19 protein-coding genes are annotated in these 17,017 nt (G+C 70.6%); 11 read left to right on the plus strand and 8 right to left on the minus strand.

The window, feature by feature from the left end; translation table 11 throughout:
• Positions 1-8: 8 nt before the first annotated feature.
• A complete protein-coding gene (locus ACGFRB_RS01870; protein WP_393237678.1) occupies positions 9-659 on the plus strand; it encodes a hypothetical protein in 651 nt (216 codons plus the stop codon).
• A 44-nt stretch (positions 660-703) separates the two neighbouring features.
• On the opposite strand, the gene ACGFRB_RS01875 is transcribed toward ACGFRB_RS01870, so the two are convergent.
• Positions 704-1,501: a hypothetical protein gene (locus tag ACGFRB_RS01875; RefSeq protein WP_393237681.1), complete on the minus strand. Its 798-nt coding sequence runs from the start codon at positions 1,499-1,501 to the stop codon at positions 704-706.
• Positions 1,502-1,510: 9 nt separating this feature from the next.
• The gene (locus ACGFRB_RS01880) at positions 1,511-2,065 is read right to left on the minus strand and encodes a SigE family RNA polymerase sigma factor (RefSeq protein WP_393237684.1); all 555 of its coding nucleotides are present in this window, start codon (positions 2,063-2,065) and stop codon (positions 1,511-1,513) included.
• A gap of 146 nt (positions 2,066-2,211) precedes the next feature.
• Between ACGFRB_RS01880 and ACGFRB_RS01885 the strand changes: the two genes are divergently transcribed.
• Together ACGFRB_RS01885 and ACGFRB_RS01890 are read left to right on the plus strand one after the other, a co-directional pair.
• A complete protein-coding gene (locus ACGFRB_RS01885) occupies positions 2,212-2,904 on the plus strand; it encodes a demethylmenaquinone methyltransferase (RefSeq protein ID WP_361226852.1) in 693 nt (230 codons plus the stop codon).
• Positions 2,905-3,062: 158 nt separating this feature from the next.
• A complete protein-coding gene (locus tag ACGFRB_RS01890; RefSeq protein ID WP_393237687.1) occupies positions 3,063-4,349 on the plus strand; it encodes a geranylgeranyl reductase family protein in 1,287 nt (428 codons plus the stop codon).
• A 197-nt stretch (positions 4,350-4,546) separates the two neighbouring features.
• On the opposite strand, the gene ACGFRB_RS01895 is transcribed toward ACGFRB_RS01890, so the two are convergent.
• The 3 genes from ACGFRB_RS01895 to ACGFRB_RS01905 all read right to left on the minus strand — a co-directional run bounded on the left by ACGFRB_RS01895 (position 4,547) and on the right by ACGFRB_RS01905 (position 6,682).
• Complete coding sequence (locus ACGFRB_RS01895) at positions 4,547-4,870, minus strand: helix-turn-helix transcriptional regulator (protein WP_393237690.1); 324 nt, start codon at positions 4,868-4,870, stop codon at positions 4,547-4,549.
• A gap of 293 nt (positions 4,871-5,163) precedes the next feature.
• Positions 5,164-6,102 carry a hypothetical protein gene (locus ACGFRB_RS01900; RefSeq protein ID WP_393237693.1) on the minus strand — a complete coding sequence of 313 codons (939 nt, stop codon included), beginning with the start codon at positions 6,100-6,102 and terminating at the stop codon, positions 5,164-5,166.
• Positions 6,103-6,265: 163 nt separating this feature from the next.
• Complete coding sequence (locus ACGFRB_RS01905) at positions 6,266-6,682, minus strand: peptidase inhibitor family I36 protein (protein WP_363002460.1); 417 nt, start codon at positions 6,680-6,682, stop codon at positions 6,266-6,268.
• Positions 6,683-6,975: 293 nt separating this feature from the next.
• Here ACGFRB_RS01905 and ACGFRB_RS01910 point away from each other — a divergent pair, with 293 nt between their 5' ends.
• Genes ACGFRB_RS01910 through ACGFRB_RS01925 form a run of 4 tightly spaced genes read left to right on the plus strand, consistent with a single transcriptional unit; the run spans position 6,976 to position 11,219 of the window.
• Positions 6,976-7,503, plus strand: coding sequence for a hypothetical protein (locus tag ACGFRB_RS01910; protein ID WP_393237696.1), 528 nt, complete (start codon positions 6,976-6,978; stop codon positions 7,501-7,503).
• Complete coding sequence (locus ACGFRB_RS01915) at positions 7,496-9,079, plus strand: peptidoglycan-binding protein (protein WP_393237699.1); 1,584 nt, start codon at positions 7,496-7,498, stop codon at positions 9,077-9,079. The genes ACGFRB_RS01910 and ACGFRB_RS01915 overlap by 8 nt, the downstream gene beginning before the upstream one ends.
• Entirely contained in the window at positions 9,076-9,840 is a 765-nt protein-coding gene (locus tag ACGFRB_RS01920; protein WP_393237702.1) for an ABC transporter ATP-binding protein, read from the plus strand. Before ACGFRB_RS01915 ends, ACGFRB_RS01920 begins: the two co-directional genes overlap by 4 nt.
• Positions 9,837-11,219, plus strand: a complete 1,383-nt coding sequence (locus ACGFRB_RS01925; protein WP_393237705.1) for an ABC transporter permease — start codon at positions 9,837-9,839, stop codon at positions 11,217-11,219. The genes ACGFRB_RS01920 and ACGFRB_RS01925 overlap by 4 nt, the downstream gene beginning before the upstream one ends.
• Positions 11,220-11,316: 97 nt before the next feature.
• Here the strand turns inward: ACGFRB_RS01925 and ACGFRB_RS01930 are convergent, their stop codons facing one another.
• From ACGFRB_RS01930 to ACGFRB_RS01940, 3 genes are all read right to left on the minus strand, one after another.
• Entirely contained in the window at positions 11,317-11,730 is a 414-nt protein-coding gene (locus ACGFRB_RS01930; protein WP_393237708.1) for a peptidase inhibitor family I36 protein, read from the minus strand.
• A gap of 207 nt (positions 11,731-11,937) precedes the next feature.
• Positions 11,938-12,123 carry a hypothetical protein gene (locus ACGFRB_RS01935; RefSeq protein ID WP_393237711.1) on the minus strand — a complete coding sequence of 62 codons (186 nt, stop codon included), beginning with the start codon at positions 12,121-12,123 and terminating at the stop codon, positions 11,938-11,940.
• A gap of 191 nt (positions 12,124-12,314) precedes the next feature.
• Positions 12,315-13,205 (minus strand): C40 family peptidase, encoded by an 891-nt coding sequence (locus tag ACGFRB_RS01940; protein ID WP_363002474.1) that lies wholly within the window; start codon positions 13,203-13,205, stop codon positions 12,315-12,317.
• A 680-nt stretch (positions 13,206-13,885) separates the two neighbouring features.
• Here ACGFRB_RS01940 and ACGFRB_RS01945 point away from each other — a divergent pair.
• Genes ACGFRB_RS01945 through ACGFRB_RS01960 form a run of 4 tightly spaced genes read left to right on the plus strand, consistent with a single transcriptional unit; the run spans position 13,886 to position 16,922 of the window.
• Positions 13,886-14,245, plus strand: coding sequence for an NADH-quinone oxidoreductase subunit A (locus tag ACGFRB_RS01945; protein ID WP_003992243.1), 360 nt, complete (start codon positions 13,886-13,888; stop codon positions 14,243-14,245).
• 18 nt (positions 14,246-14,263) lie between these two features.
• Positions 14,264-14,818 (plus strand): NADH-quinone oxidoreductase subunit B family protein, encoded by a 555-nt coding sequence (locus ACGFRB_RS01950; RefSeq protein WP_363002476.1) that lies wholly within the window; start codon positions 14,264-14,266, stop codon positions 14,816-14,818.
• Positions 14,815-15,546, plus strand: coding sequence for an NADH-quinone oxidoreductase subunit C (locus ACGFRB_RS01955; protein WP_393237716.1), 732 nt, complete (start codon positions 14,815-14,817; stop codon positions 15,544-15,546). The genes ACGFRB_RS01950 and ACGFRB_RS01955 overlap by 4 nt, the downstream gene beginning before the upstream one ends.
• Positions 15,543-16,922, plus strand: a complete 1,380-nt coding sequence (locus ACGFRB_RS01960; protein WP_393237719.1) for an NADH-quinone oxidoreductase subunit D — start codon at positions 15,543-15,545, stop codon at positions 16,920-16,922. Before ACGFRB_RS01955 ends, ACGFRB_RS01960 begins: the two co-directional genes overlap by 4 nt.
• Positions 16,923-17,017: the final 95 nt, after the last annotated feature.

Consider the following 17,017-nt stretch of genomic DNA (forward strand, 5'->3'; position numbering starts at 1 on the left):
ACGCGACCATGCTGACGCTGCACGCGGCCGATCTGCTGCTGCCGGGCGGGGACCGGTCCCCGGTCCGCGACGGCGCCGTCCTCGTACGGGACGGCGAGATCGCGGCCGTCGGCCCGTACGAGGAACTGGCGGCGGCCCATCCGACGGCACGGGTGCGCCGCTGGCCGGGCGTGCTGACACCCGGTCTGGTGAACCCGTACGGGCCCGAGCTGCTGGAGCGGGCGTATCACCCGGACCCGCGCGAGGCCGACGCCTTCGAGCACGGCGTCGAGCCGGTGACGGGCGAGGCCCTCGCGGCGCTCGCCATGGACGACAAGCGCTGGGGAGCGAGTGCCCGGCGCGGGGTTCAGCGGCTGCTCGCGCACGGGTGCGTCGCCGTGGCGGGCACCCTGCGGCGGCCGGCCGTCGTCGACGCGGTGGACCGGGCCGGTCTCTCTCAGGAGGAACGGTTCACGACACCGGACGGGCCCGCCGCGCTGGACCCGCTGGAGGCGGGACGACCGGTCGAGGAGTCCTTCCTCATGCCGCTCGGGCTGATCGGCATGCGAGCCGATTTCGCCGCCTTCGACGCCGAGGACGCGCGTGACCTCGCCGCGAAGGGCGCGGGCTGCTGTGTGGCCACCGTGGTCGCCGGACGGCTGGTGTTCCGCCGGAGGTAGGAGGTACGGCGGTCCCCCGACCGGCTCATCCGCCCTTGACCGGCTCACCCGCCCTTGACCGGCTCCCCCTTCCGCTGCACCGGATACTCGTCCGCGTAGTGCAGCAGCTCGGTGAAGCGCTGATCGCGTACCACCGCGAGCAACTGCGCCGGCGTCACCGGCGCCGAGACGTTCTCCGACGGGCCGACGGAGAACAGCACATGGCTTCTGCCGTACGCGGTGACGACCATCGCCCCCCGCGTCTCGGTCTTGTTCACGGGCATCGCCCACACCTGCGCGGTCCGGTTCCCCTCCAGGCCGACGACCTCGCAAGTGGTCTTCTTCTGCGGGGAGTTCAGGCATCCCTGGAGCCGCTCGCCCTCGGCCGGCCGGATGGACAGCTTCACCGGGAACGCCGTGCCGTCCACCGTGATCCGATAGTCCGACACCTCGCCCGCGACCGGCCGGATGTCCGTGACGGACGCCGGGAGCAGTTCGTCGAGGAGTGCCGACACCTGCTGCTGGAACTGCTCCCGCCGGGTGCGTTCCCCTTCCGGGAGCTTCTCGGGCGCGGTCTGGCCCGGGGACGGGCGGATCTGTACGGGCGTGTGGTACGCGGAGGGGAAGACGGCGGGCGGGGCCGCGGGCGCCGCGCCGCCGGGGTCGCCCCCGGACAGCAGGGAGAATCCGAGCGTGGCGGCGGTCACCGTGCCGAAGACCCCGCCGACGGTGGCGATCCGGGCCCGCGCGCGGCGTTTGCGGCCCAGCCGCACCGCGACGGGCGTGAGGTCGGGAAGCGGGGGAAGCTCGTCGGTCGTGCGGTCCATGGCACGTCGGAGCATCATGACGTCGGTGTCGTCCATTCGGGCTCCTCAGCTTCCGATGGGGTGGCGGTGGTGGTGGTCGAGACGGGGATCGGTGGATGTGTAGAGCTCGGCCTCACCAAGGTGTTCCCGGAGCCTGGCCAGTGAGCGCGAACACTGGCTTTTGACCGTCGCCTCGCTGCAGCGCAGGAGCGAGGCGACGGTCTCCACACTCAAGTCTTCCCAGTACCGCAGGACGACCATGGCGCGGGCTCTGGGCGGGAGCTCGGCCAGCGCGGCGAGCAGCGTGACCCGGAGGTCGGGCTGCTCGGTGGTCCGCGCCGGGCCGAGCCCGCCGGTCTTGGTGAAGGCGAGCAGATCGCGCAGGCGGCGTCGCCGTTCGGCGAGGAACGTGCGGGTGAGCACGGTCTTGGCGTAGGCGTGCGGGTGGTCCGCCGCCGTGGCCCGCCGCCAGTGCTGGAAGAGTTTGGCGAGGGTCGTCTGCGTGAGGTCGCGGGCGGTCTCCGCGTCCCCGCACAGCAGGTATGCGGTGCGGTACAGCCGCGTCTGCGCGGAGCGGGCGAACTCCTCGAACCCGGCCTCCGTGCCAAGCGGTGACGGCATCTCGCTCCCTTCGTCTGCACTGTCACCCCTCCTTGAGCACGCTCGTGGGGGAAAGGTTGAAGCGGTTCGCGAGATTTTTTCCGGCGGGAGTGCCGGGCCCGGGGCCCGTCCCCGCCCGGCCGGGGGACGGCTGCCACAATGGGTTGGTGAGCCGAGCATCCCTGGACAAGCAGCCGCACGAAGTCGCCTCGATGTTCGACGACGTCGCGGCGAACTACGACCTCACCAATGACGTGCTCTCCCTCGGGCAGGACCGGCGCTGGCGCAAGGAGGTCGCGAAGGCGGTCGACGCGCGGCCCGCGCAGAAGGTCCTCGACCTGGCGGCCGGGACGGCGACCTCCTCGCAGCCGTTCGTCCGCGCCGGGGCGTACGTCGTGCCCTGCGACTTCTCGATCGGCATGCTCCGGGTCGGCAAGCAGCGCCACCCGTGGATGCCGTTCACCGCCGGCGACGGCATGCGGCTGCCGTTCAAGGACGATGTTTTCGACGCGGTGACGATCTCCTTCGGCCTGCGCAACATCCAGGACACGGACGCCGCGCTGCGCGAGCTGTACCGGGTGACGAAGCCGGGCGGACGGGTCGTGATCTGCGAGTTCTCGCACGCGACGTGGAAGCCGTTCCGGGTCGTGTACGAGGAGTACCTGATGCGCGCCCTGCCGCCGGTCGCGCGCGCCGTGTCGTCCAACCCCGACGCGTACGTCTACCTCGCCGAGTCCATCCAGGACTGGCCCGACCAGCCGACCCTCGCGGGCAAGATGACCAAGGCGGGCTGGTCGAAGGTGGCGTGGCGGAACCTGACGGGCGGGATCGTCGCCATGCACCGGGGCTTCAAGGCGTAAACCGCCGCAATAGACTGCGATCGCCGCGATTCCGCGACCGCACGCCCCCTGATCTTCCGATCCCTTGATCCGGGGGGCCTTGATCCCGGGTCCCTGATCCTGGGGTCCCTTCGTTCCTTTGTTCCTTTGTTCCTTCGACCTCTCCGGGAGACTCTGCCGTGACCGAGCAGCCCCTGTCCGAGCACACCGCGGACGTGATCGTCGTCGGGGCGGGCCCGGCGGGCTCGACCACCGCGTACTACCTGGCCAAGGCCGGACTCGACGTCCTGCTCCTGGAGAAGACCGCGTTCCCGCGCGAGAAAGTCTGCGGCGACGGTCTCACCCCGCGCGCCACCAAGCAGCTCGTGTCGATGGGCATCGACATCTCCGAAGAGGCCGGCTGGCTGCGCAACAAGGGCCTGCGGATCATCGGCGGCGGCGTCCGGCTGGAGCTGGACTGGCCGGACCTCGCCTCGTACCCGGACTACGGTCTCGTCCGCAAGCGCGACGACTTCGATGAGCTGCTCGCCCGGCAGGCGCAGAAGGCCGGCGCGCGGCTGTACGAGCGCTGCAACGTCAGCGGCCCCGTCATCGACCAGCGCACGGGCCGGATCACCGGCGTGACCGCGAAGCTCGGCGAGGAGAAGCGCCAGGTCACCTTCAGCGCGCCGCTGGTCGTCGCCGCCGACGGCAACTCGACGCGGCTGTCGCTCGCGATGGGCCTGCACCGGCGCGAGGACCGGCCGATGGGCGTCGCCGTCCGGACGTACTTCACCACCCCGCGCCACCAGGACGACTACCTGGAGTCCTGGCTGGAGCTGTGGGACCGGCGCGGCGCCGAGGACCGGCTGCTGCCCGGCTACGGCTGGATCTTCGGCATGGGCGACGGCACCTCCAACGTGGGCCTCGGCATCCTCGACTCCTCCTCCGCCTTCCGCGAGCTGGACTGGCGCGAGGTGCTGAAGGCGTGGTGCGCTTCCATGCCGGAGGACTGGGGCTTCACCCCGGACAACATGACCACCCCGATCCGCGGCGCCGCGCTGCCGATGGCCTTCAACCGGCAGCCGCACTACACCCGCGGTCTGCTGCTCGTCGGCGACGCGGGCGGTCTGGTCAACCCGTTCAACGGCGAGGGCATCGCGTACGCCATGGAGTCCGGCCAGATCGCGGCCGACGTCATCGTCCAGGCGCACGCCCGCTCCACCCCGGCCCAGCGCGAACTGGCGTTGCGCAACTACCCGCAGATCCTCAAGGACACCTACGGCGGCTACTACACGCTGGGCCGCGCCTTCGTGAAGCTCATCGGCAACCCGAAGATCATGAAGATCGCGACCCAGCGCGGTCTGACGCACCCGCTGCTGATGAAGTTCACGCTGAAGATGCTGGCCAACCTGACCGACCCGACGGGCGGCGACGCGATGGACCGCATCATCAACGGTCTGTCGAAGGTGGCGCCGAAGGCGTAGGGCGGGGCTGGGGCTCGTCGCTCTGGCCCGTCGCTACGGTCCGCTGCTGTGGCCCGTCACCATGGCCCGTCACTGTGCTCCGTCGCTGGCGGGCACGGTGGCGGGCCACGGTCGTCGGGCCTGGACGCAAGGGTCTACGACGGGCGGGCCGGTCAGCGGCGGGCCGGGGCTACCGGGGCGCCGGCGCGTGCGCGGTGTCAGCCGGCGAGCAGCAGGGACCCCGGGGCCCGCTGCGCGGGAACGCGCAGCTCAGTGGCCACGGCCGGGGCTCCGCCCAGGACCTTTTCCGGCACCTTCTGGCGGCACGTCTGGCACAGCCAGACCGCCTCGGTGAGCAGGGCGAGCAGATGGAGCTGGGCGCGGGACAGACCCCCCAGTTTCTCCCGCATGTTGGTGACATGGAATTTGACGGTGCGCTCGGTGATGCCGAGGTACTCGGCGAGATCCGTGTTGGACTCGCCGCCGGGCATCGCGGAGAGGACCTCGACCTCGCGCTCGGTGAGCGAGTCGAGGTGGTCCAACGCACGGGTGACCGGGTTGATCCGGGCGGATCGGGTGTTCGGCTGAGCTGGAATGGGACCGCAATACGGGCAGCAACGAAGCATGTGTCTCCCCCCAGAGACGGCGTTCGCGGACACCGGCACGACGGAGTCGACCGGCGTGGCTCCTTGCGGAACGGTAACCGGATCGCGTCGCGGACCATTGCCCATATCAACGGACCGAAATGTTTCCGCGACATCCCGGTGGCCGGATACTGCCCTGGAAGGGGGCGGTCCGGGGGCGAAGCGCCCCGCCCCGTGTCCCGCCCCGGAACTCAGCCGGCCAGAGTGGCGGCGAGCTTCAACCGCTCGTCGAGCTCGGCCTTCGCCTGGTTCAGGGCTTCCGCGTTCTGCTCCATGTTCCGCTTCTGGTAGGCGGTTTCGACGGTGTACCAGATGCCGACAAGGTTGGCCCGTTCCTTACAGGCGATGTCCTGCCGGGCGGCGGCGATGGCCCGGGGACTTCCGTACGTGTTGGCGTCGAGACCGAGATCCTGCTGCGGGCTGACCGGATCGTCGGTCTTGTAGCCCTTCTCCGCCATGCAATCGGACCACGCCTTGATGGCGGCGCTGACCCGGGAGTCGTCGTGGGCACGGGAGAAGGCGTCCATCCCCATGTTGGTGACGAACATGACGTCCACCGCCCCCTTCTTCGGCGCGTAGATCTTCAGGTAGCCCTCCCGGATGCAGCCGCCGATGGGCACCTTCTTCCCGCCCAGTGTCTTGCCGCTGTCCTTGGCCTCGGACTCTTCCAGGCTCATGGGCTGGGCACCCTTGTAGTCCGGCCCGTTCAGCGCGAGTTCGCCGCTCGCGCTGAGCTTCGGGGCGATCGGCTTGGCAGGCGGCGCTACGCCCCGGTTCGGGGTGTAGCCGTAACGGGCCGCGGCCGCCGCGTCGGTGAGACCGTAGTGGCCCTCGTTGCTGGAGCGGCCGGACGAGGGCACCTGAGGCAGCGTGTAGGTGAAGCCGAAGCGTGCCATGCAGGCTGTGGTCACCCGGGACTGGGCATGGTCCAGCTTGCGGCGCTGCTCGGCGGTGGCCGCGTAGCCGTCGAGGGGGTACGAGAGGTCGGCCGCCGACAGCAGCTTGGGAATCGTCCCGATCGCGGGTTCCTTCGCGTTGTCGCCGCCCTTGTCGCCGGGCTCGGAGGAACAGGCGGTGAGGAGCGCGGCACTCAGGAAGAGGACGGTCGCGCGAGCGGCGAAGGGACGCATGGGTGCTCCAAGGGCGTGTGCGTGTCTACCATGGGAGCAGCCGTTGCTCTGCCCGCCTCATTCGGGCGGAGCAACGGCTGCTGTGGTGCCGCGTGTTGCTTGCCGCGTGCTTCAAGGGAGCGAGGCTACCCCGACGGCGCGGCGATGAAGCCGACCGTCAGGATCAACGGGCCTTGTAGTAGTACGCGGAGGAGATCGCGTTCTTGAAGGTCGCGGACGCGTTGCCGATGTGGCCCACCGGCAGGCTGCCCTCGTAACCGCCCGCCCCGGCGTTGGTGTACACCCACCACGTGTTGCTGTCGCGGTTCCAGTACGACGCGGTGTTGTCGTTCGCCGACTGGCCGGCGCCGTTGCCCGGGCCCGCGAAGTAGTCGCCGTTGAAGTTGGTGTCCTCGAGGAAGAGGTCGAAGACGGCCCCTGCCTCGTTGGAGTTGTAGTACAGGCCGAACTCGCCGCTCTCCAGGTAGCCGTTCTTCCCGGTGGCGGCGGAGGCGGAGCCGGCGGTGGCGAGCGCGCCGGCGCCGAGCGCGGCGAGCGCGACGGCCGTGGCGGCGATCCGACGAAGTGCAGTGCGCTGCATGTCGTTGCCTTTCCCAAGCTGGTGATGGAGTGAACGCTGTGGCCCGATCGGGCCGGTTCACATACGACCACCGCCAACTCGAAGGACGCTACTGTCCGTTGAGACAGTTCCGGGGTGAGGCGAGCGGGTCTATCCTCGGCACTGTCGGGGCGCCTGCCGGGCGCCCGGCCATTCGCGCAGGGGCCTTGTACGTGGCGTAGCGCAACGTCGCGTCGGCCCCCCACCGCGCGTTCCCATGATGCCCCGTGACGGGTGATCTCCCGTTGGAAGGACCGTTTCTGATGAGACGCCTCATGGCTGTTCCCGTGCTGATTCTCGCCCTCGGGCTCGGGGGGTGTTCGAGCGACGGGGATGGCGCACCCCAGTCCGCACCGAGCACCGGCAAGACCTCCGCCGCCCCCGCCGAACCGTCGGCGGCTCCCTCCGCGGGTGCCTCGCCGGACGCCGCGGCCTGGGCCGCGTACTACGACTGCCTCGGCGCCCAGGGGCTCAAGCTCCAGGACACCAAGGCCGGCGAGAAACGCGTCGACAAGGACGCCAACACGAGCGAGGCCGTGGCCGCGGCGGAGAAGCAGTGCGCCACGAAGAGGCCCGGGCCGGCGAAGCCCGACTCCGCGAGCCTGGAAGCGGCGAAGAAGGTGTCCGCCTGCGTGCGAGGGAAGGGCATCGCCGACTACCCGGACCCCGATCCGGCGACCGGCGACGTCCCGCTCAGCGGTGACCTCGCCACCCGGATGAAGAGCGACCCGAAGGTGATCGCCGCGCTGAAGGCGTGCAGCCCCGCCGCCGCGGGTTCCGGCGGGACGGTCGTCGGTGGCTGACGACACCCCGCCCGGTACGGCGAAGGCTCCCGAGACCCCGGGGACCCCCGGGGCCTCGGGGGCCCCCGGCACCCCCGGCGGCGACGCCGGGGGTGCCCGGATGTCCCGGCGCCGCGTCTGGGTCGTCGCCCTCGTCGCGGGAGCGGTCGTCCTGACCGGCGCCGGAGTGGCGGCGACCGCGCTGATCCGGTCGCCCGCACAGGTCGCGGCGGACGCCGAACCGCCGCCGCAGGACGTGCTCATCGCGCGGGTCGAGAACCGGGTCCTCGCGGAGACCGTCGTGCTGCGCGGCTCGGTCGTGGCGGGCCAGTCCGTCCAGGTCGCCCCCGTCGCCGCCGGCGGCGAGGGCGGTGCCGCTCCCGTGGTCACCAAGGTGTCGGTCAAGAGCGGGGAGGCGGTGCGCGCGGGCAAGGTCCTCATGGAGGTCTCCGGCCGCCCCGTCTTCGTCCTGCCCGGCAGCCTGCCGGTGTACCGGGACCTCAAGCCCGGTGCCACCGGCGACGACGTGCGGCAGCTCCAGGACGCGCTCGCCGGCCTCGGCCATGGCCGGGGCGGCGACGCCGCCGGCACCTTCGGCCCCGGTACGAAGAGCGCGGTTAGGGCGTACTACTCCGCCATCGGCTACGACCCCAGGCCCGCCGTCGACGACGACGGCGCGGCTGTGACCGGCGCCCAGGCGTCCGTCACCGGCGCCGAACGGGCCGTCGTCGACGCCCGCGACGCGCTCGCGGCCAACAAAGACGAGGCGCAGGACAAGCCGCTGAAGAAGGCCCGCGATCGGGCCATCGAGGACCTCGGCACCGCGCGCCTGGCGCTCGCGAAGGCGGAGGCCGCCGCCGGACCGATGGTCCCGGCGGCCGAGGTCGTCTTCGTCCGGGCCTTCCCGGCCCGGGTGGCCGGGGTGTCGGCCCGGCCGGGGTCGCAGGTCTCCGGCACGGCGATGACGCTCTCCTCCGGCAAGCTGATGGCCCAGGGCTATCTCCAGGACTATCAGAAGGGCATGGTCCGCTCCGGGCAGAAGGTGCGGATCGTCGACGAGTCGACAGGGCGGGAGACGGCCGGCCGGGTGGTGTCGGTCGCGAACGACCCCACCCGGCAGGACCAGCAGTCCGCCCCGCAGGACTCGGGATCCGGGGGCAACGGCTCGGGAGGCGGGGGAGGGGACGGCGCCCAGGGCAACGGCGCCACCGGCTACCTCTTCACCGTCGACCCCTCCCGCGAACTCCCCTCCGGCCTCGCCGGGCAGGAGGTGCGCCTCACCATCGAGGCCGCCTCCACCGACGGCAAGGCACTGGTCGTCCCGATCACGGCGGTCTCCGCCGGAGTCGACGGCAAGACGGTCGTCACCACGGTCGACGGCACCGGCCGGCAGACCCGGATCGAGGTGCGCACCGGCACCACCGGCGACGGTTACGTCGAGATCGTCCCGCGCACCGCGGGCGTCCTCAAGGAGGGCGACAAGGTGGTCACCGGGGTGAACCCGGGTGCGGCGGCGGCCGGTTCGTCGGGGGCGGCCGGTTCGTCGGGGGCGGCGGGATCGGCCGGAGCGGCGGGGAACTCCAAGGGGTCGTCGTGAGCCGGGCCGTCGGCGACCGGGACGTCCCCGTCATCGAGTTCCGGGGGGTGAGCCTGACCTACCCGGGCCCGCCGCCCGTGGCCGCCTTGCGACCGTGCGAACTGATCGTACGCAAAGGGGAGTTCATCACCGTCGTCGGTCCGTCCGGCTCGGGCAAGTCGACCTTCCTGAATGTCGCGGGACTGCTCGACATGCCCACCGGCGGGACGTATCTCCTGGACGGCATCGACACGGCGGCGCTGCGCGACGGCGAGCGGACGGCCCTGCGTGGGCGGCGGATCGGCTTCGTCTTCCAGTCCTTCCACCTCCTGCCGCACCGCAGCGCCACCGAGAACGTGATGCTCTCGATGGTGTACTCGGCGGTGCCGCGTGCCGAACGCCGGGTCCGGGCCCGTAGGGCTCTCGAACGGGTGGGCCTCGCCCACCGGGCCGAAGCGCAGCCCGGCCGGCTGTCCGGTGGCGAACGCCAGCGGGTGGCCATCGCCCGCGCCCTGGCCGGCCGGCCCTCGCTGCTGCTGTGCGACGAGCCGACCGGCAACCTCGATTCGGACAACGCCGGTTCGGTCCTGGACCTCCTCGGCGAGCTGCACGCCTCCGGCATGACGATCGTGGTGATCACGCACGACTCGGAGGTGGCGGAGCGCGGCGAGCGCACGGTGACGATCCGCGACGGCATGCTGAGCGAGTCGGGTGGAGCGGGCGAACGCGGCTTGTCCGGCGCGCGGTTGGGTGAGGCAGCGGCGGGGGAGGCACGGGAATGAGACGAACCCGCAAGGAAGAACGCCCCCTTCTGGATGACCTCCTCGGCGAGGACGACGGCCGACCCGACGAAGGCCCCCGCGAGGAAGACGACAGCCCCGGCGCCGAGGCCCCACGTCAGAAGTCCGGCCCCCGCTGGAAGGCCGGCCGCCGGGGGCGGCACCGGATCGTCGAGCCCTCGCGGCTGACCACCCGCGACGTCCTCGCCGAGGCCGTCGCCGGCATGCTCCAGCGGCCCGGCCGCTCGGTGCTCACCGCGCTCGGCACCGTCCTCGGCGTCGGGACGTTCGTGGCGATCCTCGGGCTGACCGCGACCACGTCCTCGCAGATCGACGCGCGGTTCAACCTGCTGACGGCCACCGAGGTGAGCGTCGAGGACGTCGCCCAGGAACAGAACGAGTTCGCCGGACCCGCCTTCCCGGCGGACGCGGACGCCCGGATCGGGCGGCTCGGCGGGGTCGAGGCCGCCGGGGTCTACTGGACCGTCCGGCTGGCTTCCGGTACGGCCGTCCGTTCGGCGCCGGTCGGCGACAGCCAGGGCAGTGAGCAGATCGATGTCGTCGCGGCGTCTCCCGGGGTGCTGCGGGCGGCGTCGCCGACCCTTTCCCAGGGGCGTCTGTACGACGAGTTCACGTCCCGGACCGGGCAGCCGGTCGCGGTGCTCGGCAAGTCGGTCGCGGCCCGCCTCGGCATCACGACCCTGGAGACCCGGCCGGCGGTGTTCATCGGCGACGAGCCCTTCACGGTCGCCGGGATCATCGACGACGTGAAGCGCCGGGCCGACGTCCTGATGTCGGTGACCGTGCCGAGGACCACCGCCGAGAAGCTGTGGGGGGCGCCCGACCCGGGCGAGGCGAAGATGCTGATCACGACGGCGACGGGCGCCGCTGCCCAGATCGCCCATGAGGCGCCGGTCGCGCTGCGCCCGGACCACCCGGAGTATCTGAAGGCGATCCCGCCGCCGGATCCCAAGACACTGCGCGCGGGCGTGACCGGGGACCTCGACCAGCTGTTCCTGCTGCTCGCGGCGATCTGTCTGGTGATCGGCGCGGTCGGCATCGCCAACACCACGCTCGTCGCGGTCCTCGAACGGACCGGGGAGATCGGCCTGAGACGCGCCCTCGGTGCCCGAGGCCGGCACATCACCGTCCAGTTCCTCACGGAGTCGGGGGCACTGGGCGCGGTGGGCGGTCTCGTCGGCACGGCGCTCGGGGTGTCGACGGTGATCGTGGTGGCGCTCGTACGGGACTGGACCCCGGTCATGCACACCGGGATGGTGGCCGCGGCCCCGGTCGTCGGCCTCGTCACGGGAGTCGTCGCCGGTCTGTACCCGGCCTGGCGGGCCTCGCGCATCGAACCGGCGGAGGCGCTGCGCCGCTGAGCCCCCACCGTCACCCCGTCACCCCGCTGCCCTCGGGTACGCGGGTGCTCCGCCACCTCCGCGAGGCGGCGGAGCACCCGCACGGGGGCTGGGAGGATCAGCGGGCCTTGTAGGAGTAGGCGGCGATGATCTGGTTTTTGAAGGTCGACGACATGTTGCCGACGTAGCCGGCCGGAATACTGCCTTCCATGCCGCCCGCCTGGAGATCGGTGTAGACCCACCAGGTCATGCTGTCGCGGTTCCAGACCGACGAGACATTGCCGTACACCGGCTGTCCCTGGCACGAACCGGCGACGAACCGGTCGTCCCTGAAGTCTCCGTCACCGTCGTACAGGTCGAACACGGAACCTGCTTGGTTGGAGGAGCAGAAGAACCCCATCTCGCCGCTCTCCAGCACCCCGTTCTTCCCGGTGGCGGCGGAGGCGGAGCCGGCGGTGACGAGTGCGCCCGCGCCGAGTGCGGCGAGGGCGACGGCCGTGGTGGCGATCCTGCGGAGTGCGGTGCTCTGCATGACAGTGCCTTTCCGGTGCTGTCGTTGGTGCTCTCCATGAGGCGGCCGCCGCTGACGCGGTCGCCGCGGCCGACGATGGACCGGTCCTCATGGAATCAGCCCGACCAGGCGGCGCCTACTGCCCCTTGAGACAGTCCTGGGTGCGACGGCGGGCCGGTGACGCTTGCGCCCGTCCTCCTGATGAGCCTCGCCGCGCGCCGGAGGTCCTCACCACTCCCGTTCCGCCTGCTGCCGCGCGCTTTCGGGGACGGGACCGAACGCCTCGCGGTCGGCGGCTACGACCTCGCGAAGTCTCCGGGCCGCGTGCCCATTCTTCAGGGCTTCGGTCAGCGCGGAGAAGAAGCCCCTCTCGCGGGTGCGCTCGGCGCCCTCAGGGGATACGTGGCTGCTCACGCCCTGAAACGTACCGTCAGGGAGTGAGAGTCCTCCGACGTGACGCGGAGCTTCCCATGCCCCGACCACGCCGAAGGGCCGCCGCTCCCCCCAAGGAGCGACGGCCCTTCGCCGTACGAACGTATGCGTGCGTGCGTCCGTGCGAGCCGTGCCGGATCAGCGGATCCGGACCGTGCCCGAACGTCGTCGGATCAGAGGATCCGGACCGCGCCCGACGGCGGGTCGTAGCTCAGCGGGCGCTCGACGACGCCGGTCGAGGAGTTCTGCGCGCCGACGAAGTTGCCGCCGCCGACGTAGATGGCGACGTGGTACGAGCTGCTGCGGCCGCCCCAGTAGAGGATGTCGCCCGGCTGAAGGTTGCTCAGGGAGACCTCGGTGCCCCGCATCGACTGCGAGCTGGAGACGCGCGGCAGGTCGATGCCGGCCTGGCGGTAGGCGGCCTGGACGAGGCCGGAGCAGTCCCAGGAGTTGGGGCCGGTGCCGCCGGAGACGTAGGCGTCGCCGATCTGCGCGCGGGCGAAGGCCACGATCGCGGCGGCGGAACCGGTGGCGACCTGCGAGCTGCTGGAGCTGGAGCCGGCCGAAGTCCCGTTGGAGGTCGGGGCGGAGGAGACCGTCGAGCCCGCGGAGTACGAGGTCGTCTGCGCGAGCGAGGTGCGCTGGGCGTCGCGGGAGGCGCGGGCCTCGGCCTCGGCACGGGCCTTGGCCTCCTTCTCCGCGCGGGCCTTCTCGGCGCGCTCCGCCTCGGCCTTGCGCTCGGCCTCGGCCTTGGCCTTCTTGGCGTCCTTCGCGGCCTTCTGGAGGGCCGCGTCCTCCCGCTCCGCGAGGTCCTGGTGCAGGGCCTCCTGCTGGCTCGCCTCGACGGAGGCGGAGACCGCGCTGGCGATGTCGACGTCGATGGAGGCCAGGGTGGGCATCTCCAGGGTCGTCTCGGTCACCGTTTCGGCGGACGCCGGGGTGGCGGCGCCGGCCACCGCGATGGTGCTGAGCACGCCACCGGCGACTCCGGCACGCAGCGAGAGCTTCGAAGCGCTGCGGCGGGGCTTCCGGTGGCTGGGTATGTGAGCGGTGGTGTGGGACATGGGAACAACCGCTATCAGGGCATCAGGGTTCCCTTCAAGAAACGTGGTCTGCGCCACAGTTGCCCTCGGAGGGGTTGAATCCGCTTCTTCCCGGGCCTTATTGACGGCGTAACGGGCAAAACGGGCACGACCTCGGAGGCTCTTGATCACGCACTTTCAATGAAAAGTCCGAATTGCCCGCCACTTACCATCTCTTCACTTCGATGGCCAAGCCCCGTTCTTGAGGCCCCGACGGGCGTGTGACGCAGGTCACGATCTTGGTCGCCCTGGAGCCTTCGCGTCCACCTCGGTCCAGCGAGCCCCCCGACCGGGCGATGGCCGGTTCTTTATCATCAGGGCCCGTCTCGTCGCCAATTTGCGTGCACTCCCCACCTCTTGATAGAGCGACACCCCTTCCGACCAGCGAATTCGAGCGCGAATCTCACCTCCAGTGATCACTTGCGCGCTTGGCGCGACAAGATCACCACTCATATGGCTTCATGATCGTTCGTCAGGTGGTGAAGATCACAAAGCTGTTGGCGTACCCCGTGTCGCAGATCACAGAAGGTCAGGCTTAAGATACGCGGACGTCGGGCTTGTGAACTGCCTCACATGGTGGCGATCTTCCGCGAGGCTCCCCGAAGCTCCGCGACCCGGCAGTGCGGTCCAACGGTCAAGGACGACTGGAAGGAGCGAGGAGCGTGAATGCGTACGCGCCCATCCTCGTGCTCGGTGCCCTGGGAGCGGGGTTTGCGATCTTCTCCGTGGTCATGGCCACGCTTATCGGGCCAAAGCGGTACAACAGGGCGAAACTTGAGGCGTACGAGTGCGGCATCGAGCCCACTCCGACGCCGGCCGGAGGCGGTCGCTTTCCGATCAAGTACTACCTGACGGCGATGCTCTTCATCGTCTTCGACATCGAGATCGTCTTCCTCTACCCCTGGGCGGTCACCTTCGACGCCCTGGGGATTTTCGGGCTCGTGGAGATGCTGCTCTTCGTGCTCACCGTCTTCGTCGCCTACGCGTACGTGTGGCGGCGCGGCGGCCTGGAATGGGACTGAGGGGCTTTAGGAGCACTCATGGGACTCGAAGAGAAGCTGCCGAGCGGGTTTCTGCTGACCACCGTCGAACAGGCCGCGGGCTGGGTACGGAAGTCCTCCGTCTTCCCCGCCACCTTCGGCCTGGCGTGCTGCGCCATCGAGATGATGACGACCGGCGCGGGCCGTTACGACCTGGCCCGGTTCGGCATGGAGGTGTTCCGCGGTTCCCCGCGCCAGGCGGACCTGATGATCGTGGCCGGCCGGGTCAGTCAGAAGATGGCGCCCGTGCTGCGGCAGGTATACGACCAGATGCCGAACCCCAAGTGGGTCATCTCCATGGGCGTGTGCGCGTCCTCGGGCGGCATGTTCAACAACTACGCGGTGGTGCAGGGCGTCGACCACGTCGTCCCGGTCGACATCTATCTGCCGGGCTGTCCGCCGCGCCCGGAGATGCTGATGGACGCGATTCTCAAGCTGCACCAGAAGATCCAGACCTCCAAGCTCGGCGTGAACGCGCGGGAGGCGGCCCGTGAGGCGGAGGAAGCGGCGCTGAAGGCGCTGCCGACGATCGAGATGAAGGGCCTTCTCCGTTGAGTGACGAGACTCCGAATCCAGAGAAGGATCTGAGCCGTCAGAACCTTCCCGGTCAGCGTGGCGACCACGGCGAGGAGGTCCGCGTCCAGCGCGGGATGTTCGGCGCCGACAACGGCGGGGACACCTCCGGTTACGGCGGGCTCGTACGTCCCGTACGGCTGCCGGGGCCGGCCTCCCGCCCGTACGGCGGCTGGTTCGACGAGTTCGCCGACGAGCTGGAGGGCGCCCTGGAGGAACAGGGCCTGGTCCCCGACAACGCCATCGACAAGACGGTGATCGACCGGGGCGAGCTGACCCTCCACATCGAGCGCGAGCACCTGCTCCGCGTCGCCCGCACCCTGCGCGACGACCCGGCGCTCCGGTTCGAACTGTGCATGGGCGTCTCGGGCGTCCACTACCCCGGCGACAAGGGCCGCGAGCTGCACGCCGTCTACCACCTGCGGTCGCTCACCCACGGCCGGACGATCCGGCTGGAGGTCTCGGCGCCCGGCGCCGACCCGCGGATCCCGTCGATCGTGTCGGTCTATCCGACCAACGACTGGCACGAGCGCGAGACGTACGACTTCTTCGGCATCGTCTTCGACGGCCATCCCGCCCTCACCCGGATCATGATGCCGGACGACTGGCAGGGCCACCCGCAGCGCAAGGACTACCCGCTCGGCGGCATCGCCGTCGAGTACAAGGGCGCCCAGATCCCGGCTCCGGACCAGCGGAGGTCGTACTCGTGACCACCAGCCACAGCACCCCCGGCACCACCCCCGATGCCGATCCCGACGCCACCCCCGGCCCCGACGCCTCGTCCGCGCGCGAGACGACGGAAGGCACCGTCTACACCGTCACCGGCGGCGACTGGGACGAGGTCGTCCGCTCCGCGGCGAAGGCCGACGACGAGCGCATCGTCGTCAACATGGGTCCGCAGCACCCGTCCACCCACGGTGTGCTCCGGCTCATCCTGGAGATCGACGGCGAGACCGTCACCGAGGCCCGCTGCGGCATCGGCTATCTCCACACCGGCATCGAGAAGAACCTCGAATACCGGACCTGGACGCAGGGCACCACCTTCGTCACGCGCATGGACTACCTCACCTCGTTCTACAACGAGACGGCGTACTGCCTCGGCGTGGAGAAGCTGCTCGGCATCACCGACCAGGTCCCGGACCGCGCCAGCGTCATCCGTGTCCTGCTGATGGAACTGAACCGGCTCTCCTCGCACCTGGTGTGCATCGCCACCGGCGGCATGGAGCTGGGCGCCACCACGATCATGATCTACGGCTTCCGGGACCGCGAGCTGATCCTGGACCTGTACGAGCTGATCACCGGCCTGCGCATGAATCACGCGTTCATCCGGCCCGGCGGCCTCGCCCAGGATCTGCCGCCCGGCGCCGTCGACGCCGTCCGCGAGTGCGTGAAGACCCTGAAGAAGAACCTGCCGGAGTACGACAAGCTCGCCACCGGCAACCCCATCTTCAAGGCCCGGATGCAGGACGTCGGCTATCTCGACCTCACCGGCTGCATGGCGCTCGGCGCCACCGGACCGATCCTGCGCTCGGCGGGCCTCCCGCACGACCTGCGCAAGACCGACCCGTACTGCGGCTACGAGAACTACGAGTTCGACGTCCCGACCGCCGACACCTGCGACGCGTACGGCCGCTTCCTCATCCGTCTGGAGGAGATGCGCCAGTCGCTGCGGATCGTCGAGCAGTGCCTGGACCGGCTGGAGCCCGGCCCGGTCATGGTCGGCGACAAGAAGATCGCCTGGCCCGCGCAGCTCGCCCTCGGCCCCGACGGCCTCGGCAACTCCCTCGACCACATCAAGAAGATCATGGGCACCTCCATGGAGGCCCTGATCCACCACTTCAAGCTGGTCACCGAGGGCTTCCGGGTGCCTGCCGGGCAGGCATACGCGGCGGTCGAGTCGCCCAAGGGCGAACTCGGCGTGCATGTCGTCTCCGACGGCGGCACCCGCCCCTACCGGGTCCACTTCCGCGACCCGTCCTTCACCAACCTCCAGGCCATGGCCGCGATGTGCGAAGGCGGCCAGGTCGCCGACGTCATCGTCGCCGTCGCGTCCATCGACCCCGTGATGGGAGGCGTCGACCGATGACCGACGGAAGCACCGCCGGACGTACCCCCGTACCCCCGGCCGGGCCCGGTTTCGAGTCCGAGTCCCCGGCCGAGTCCGCCGCGCGCGCGACCCGC

The sequence above is a fragment of the Streptomyces sp. NPDC048718 genome (assembly GCF_043198875.1).
GTDB lineage: Bacteria > Actinomycetota > Actinomycetes > Streptomycetales > Streptomycetaceae > Streptomyces.

Excerpts from the sequence above, each read along its gene's own strand:
- ACGFRB_RS01925 (WP_393237705.1), top strand. The coding sequence starts at position 9,837 with ATGAGACGAACCCGCAAGGAAGAACGCCCCCTTCTGGATGACCTCCTC.
- ACGFRB_RS01950 (WP_363002476.1), top strand. The coding sequence starts at position 14,264 with ATGGGACTCGAAGAGAAGCTGCCGAGCGGGTTTCTGCTGACCACCGTC.
- ACGFRB_RS01880 (WP_393237684.1), bottom strand. The coding sequence starts at position 2,065 with ATGCCGTCACCGCTTGGCACGGAGGCCGGGTTCGAGGAGTTCGCCCGC.
- ACGFRB_RS01940 (WP_363002474.1), bottom strand. The coding sequence starts at position 13,205 with ATGTCCCACACCACCGCTCACATACCCAGCCACCGGAAGCCCCGCCGC.
- ACGFRB_RS01870 (WP_393237678.1), top strand. The coding sequence starts at position 9 with ATGCTGACGCTGCACGCGGCCGATCTGCTGCTGCCGGGCGGGGACCGG.
- ACGFRB_RS01905 (WP_363002460.1), bottom strand. The coding sequence starts at position 6,682 with ATGCAGCGCACTGCACTTCGTCGGATCGCCGCCACGGCCGTCGCGCTC.
- ACGFRB_RS01910 (WP_393237696.1), top strand. The coding sequence starts at position 6,976 with ATGGCTGTTCCCGTGCTGATTCTCGCCCTCGGGCTCGGGGGGTGTTCG.
- ACGFRB_RS01875 (WP_393237681.1), bottom strand. The coding sequence starts at position 1,501 with ATGGACGACACCGACGTCATGATGCTCCGACGTGCCATGGACCGCACG.
- ACGFRB_RS01900 (WP_393237693.1), bottom strand. The coding sequence starts at position 6,102 with ATGCGTCCCTTCGCCGCTCGCGCGACCGTCCTCTTCCTGAGTGCCGCG.
- ACGFRB_RS01930 (WP_393237708.1), bottom strand. The coding sequence starts at position 11,730 with ATGCAGAGCACCGCACTCCGCAGGATCGCCACCACGGCCGTCGCCCTC.